At 49.5% G+C, this 3,455-nt stretch carries 3 protein-coding genes; 2 read left to right on the top strand and 1 reads right to left on the bottom strand.

The annotated features are described in order from the left end of the window. A partial coding sequence (locus tag Q0R37_RS15495; protein ID WP_294755517.1) for an ATP-binding cassette domain-containing protein occupies nt 1-754 on the top strand: 754 nt, incomplete at its 5' end. Next, on the top strand, nt 747-1,514 hold the full coding sequence (locus tag Q0R37_RS15490) for an ABC transporter permease subunit (RefSeq protein ID WP_294755515.1): 768 nt from the start codon (nt 747-749) through the stop codon (nt 1,512-1,514). The genes Q0R37_RS15495 and Q0R37_RS15490, both read left to right, overlap by 8 nt. Before the next feature lie 29 nt (nt 1,515-1,543). Here Q0R37_RS15490 and asnB read toward each other — a convergent pair whose 3' ends face one another. After that, a complete protein-coding gene (gene asnB, locus Q0R37_RS15485; RefSeq protein WP_294755514.1) occupies nt 1,544-3,361 on the bottom strand; it encodes an asparagine synthase (glutamine-hydrolyzing) in 1,818 nt (605 codons plus the stop codon). Between the last annotated feature and the right edge of the window lie 94 nt (nt 3,362-3,455).

Raw genomic sequence — 3,455 nt, 5'->3', positions numbered from 1 at the left:
TAACAATCCTACTTCGGGTGAGTATTCCGTAATGGGCGTGAAGAACAGCGATAAAAAGATACTTGAGGTTCGCAGAAAAATGGGCGCTGTGGTCGAAACTCCCTCACTTCACCCTGAAATGAGCGCAAAGGATAACCTTATACAGCAGACAAAGGCTCTCGGTATCTCCGACGAAAAGCTGGATGATATCCTCAGGCTCGTAGGTCTTGCAAATACAGGAAAGAAAAAGGCAAAGAACTTCTCTCTTGGTATGCGTCAGAGACTTGGCATTGCTTTTTCACTTGTGGGCGACCCCGAGTTCCTCGTACTGGATGAGCCTATAAACGGTCTCGACCCTCAGGGTATCATGGAGGTCCGCGAGATGATACTCCGACTTAATCAGGAAAAGGGAATAACCATACTTATTTCAAGCCATATCCTCGACGAGCTCTCCCGTCTTGCAACTCATTACGGCTTCATTGAGCGCGGACACGTTATGAAGGAAATGAGCGCGGAAGAGCTTGAAAATGTGAGCCGCCGCTCTGTTCACGTAAATGTGAATGATACGGCAGTTCTTGCGGAGGTCCTTGACGGAATGGGTGCGGAATACAGGATATACTCACCGAATGAGGCTGATATATTCACTCCCATGCAGGTAACTCCGCTGGTTCTTGCTCTCAATGAGAAGAACTGCTTCGTAAATTCCATGAGCGAGCATCACGAAAGCCTCGAAAACTACTTCATGGGACTTGTGGGAGGTGTTAGTAATGGCTGAGCTGCTTGCTGAAGGCTACAGACGACTTTTCAAGGGAAAGCGCTTTTATATCGTAATGGGCGTTGTTGCAGCTATTGCAGTGCTTTTCACCCTGCTTTACCATTTTATCAACAGTATGGCTTCGGGCCTGATAGGCGGCGGACTTGATGAAGGCATACCTGCCGACCCGCTTCTTTTTGAGGGTATCGGCGTTATGCCGCTGCTTGTGGGCATAGCCGCGGGAATGCTGATAGTACAGGATTTCAGGAACAATACCATAAGGAACAAGGTCATTATCGGTCATTCGAGAATAAAGATATATCTTGCTAACTGGATAGTATCCGTTACGGTGATGCTGATATATTTAGCAGTTTATCTTCTGTTTGTCATTGCTTTTGGGGGAATTATCCTCGGATTTGATGAATTCCCGTCAAAGGCGACAATGCTTAATCTGCTTCACGTTCTGCTTATCGAGCTTGCAATGACCTCGTTCATCGTATTTCTCTGCAATACGATGAAAAATGTGGGCGGATTTGTACTCTCCATTACGATGCACTATGTCGTTGATATGTTCTCGCTTGTGCTTATGCTTCTCAACAAGCATCCCAAGATACAGGAGATCATATCCGAAGCAGTTCCCACATTCCAGATGAGCCTGATAAAGAACGGCTATGATGAGATACAGAAGCACGGAGTGCGTATGGCACTGTTTATGCTGGCTATTACAGCTGTTTCTACCGTCGTCGGCGCTTTATTGTTCAAAAGATCGGATCTTAAATGATGATAAGAAGCTCCCTTTGGGAGCTTCTTTTATTTCAGCTGTATCTCAAATCTTTCCAGCCAGTAGTTGAGCTGTATGAAATAGGCTATAGTCTGCGGCAGATTCATCAGCTGACCGTACCACTGCACTTTGTCCTCGTGGCGCAGCAGTCTTTCGAGCTCCTCACGCTTTACGAGCTGAGTGAGTCTTTCTCCGCCGTTATCGAGTATACTGCAGAGCTTTTCCGTAACTCCCGCTAAAAATGCAGGATTATGAGTCTTTGGGTAGGGACTTTTCTTGCGCCACAGGACTTTTTCGGGGAGCCATTCCTTCATGGCTTCGCGGAGAAGTCCTTTTTCTCTGCCCTTGTAGTCCTTATATTCCCACGGAACATTGTACAGGTACTCGGCTATGCGGTAATCGCAGAACGGTACGCGGACCTCAAGGCCGCTGTACATGGACATTCTGTCCTTGCGGTCGAGAAGTGTCTGCATGAACCAGTGAAAGTTCAGCTGCGTCATTTCGCGCATACGGTATTCGAGGGGACTGTCCGTACTCAGCTTTTCTGCATAGTCGGCGGTATTTCGGTAAGCGGAGTATACGTACTCTTCGGCGTTTATGCGCTCTGCGTAGTCGTCACACAGGAAGCGACTGCGGTAGGCTGTGCTCTGAGCCCACGGAAAGCCGTCCGTCATTCGGATATCCTTATCCCTGTACCACGGGTAGCCGCCGAATATCTCATCGGCACATTCGCCCGAAAGCGCAACTGTGCCGTATTTCTTTATCTCGCGGCAGAAAAGCAGCAGGGAAGCGTCCACATCAGCCATTCCCGGGAGGCCTCTTGCTTCCGTCGCCTCATCGAGTGCTTCGATAAGCTCGGGAGTGTCTATGACTGTCAGGTGGTGTTCGGAATCAAGATATTCCGACATACAGCTGATATACTCAGGGTCGCTGTCAGGTTGGAAACGACTCTTTTGGAAGTATTTTTCGTTGTCGCGGTAGTCAACTGAGAAGGTGTGCAGGCGTTTGCCGTTCTTTTTCATTTCCGCAGCCGCAACCGACGATATAAGGCTGGAGTCAAGTCCACCTGAAAGGAAGGTACACACAGGCACATCGGATACGAGCTGCCGTCTTATGGCGTCAAGGACGAGCTCGCGGACGTGCTCGGCGGTCTGCTCAAAGCTCTCGCGGAGCTCATAGGCTCTGAGCCGCCAGTACTCCCACAGCTTAAGTCCGTCGGCGGAATAATAGCCACACCAGCCTGCTTTGAGCTCCTCAACTCCGCGTATGATACCGCAGCCCATTGTCCGTCCGGGGGATAAGAGAAGCAGCTCCGCAGCGCCGTATTCGTCTATTTCGTGAGGGATATCGGGGTGCTCGAGAAGAGAGGGGAGCTCCGACGAAAATATGAGCTTGCTGTTGCTTTTGAAGTAAAAAAGCGGCTTGACGCCTATCCTGTCACGGGCAAGGAAAACACGGTGCTCCTGCTCATCGTATACCGCAAAGGCAAATATACCGTTGAAGCGCTCAACGCAGGAGCTTCCCCATTTTATGTAGCTTTTCAGGACTACCTCGGTATCTGAACGGGTGGAAAACTCAAATTCGCCCTCCAGTTCATGGCAGAGCTCGGCTGTATTGTAGAGCTCGCCGTTGTAGACTATTGTATATTTCCCGAAGTTCATGGGCTGTCTGCCGCCGTTTATGTCGATGACCGCAAGGCGGGTGTGGATAAGGGCAGCTTCACGGAACAGGGACATTCCACGCTGGTCGGGGCCGCGGCGCTGAAGAGCACTCTGCATTTTCTCGTATACCTTCATATCCTCACGCATATCTTCGATAAAGCTTATAGCTCCTGCAATTCCGCACATAGCTTTTCTCCGCCGCTTTTCGGCATACGGCACGCCGTGATAAATCATAATTTATATTTGTAGGGGCGGATATTATCCGCCCGAAATTACACTT

The sequence above is a fragment of the uncultured Ruminococcus sp. genome, from assembly GCF_946415235.1.
Lineage (GTDB): Bacteria > Bacillota > Clostridia > Oscillospirales > Ruminococcaceae > Ruminococcus.
The sequence above is the reverse complement of the archived record's forward strand: the minus strand, read 5'-3'. Positions and strand labels throughout refer to the sequence as shown.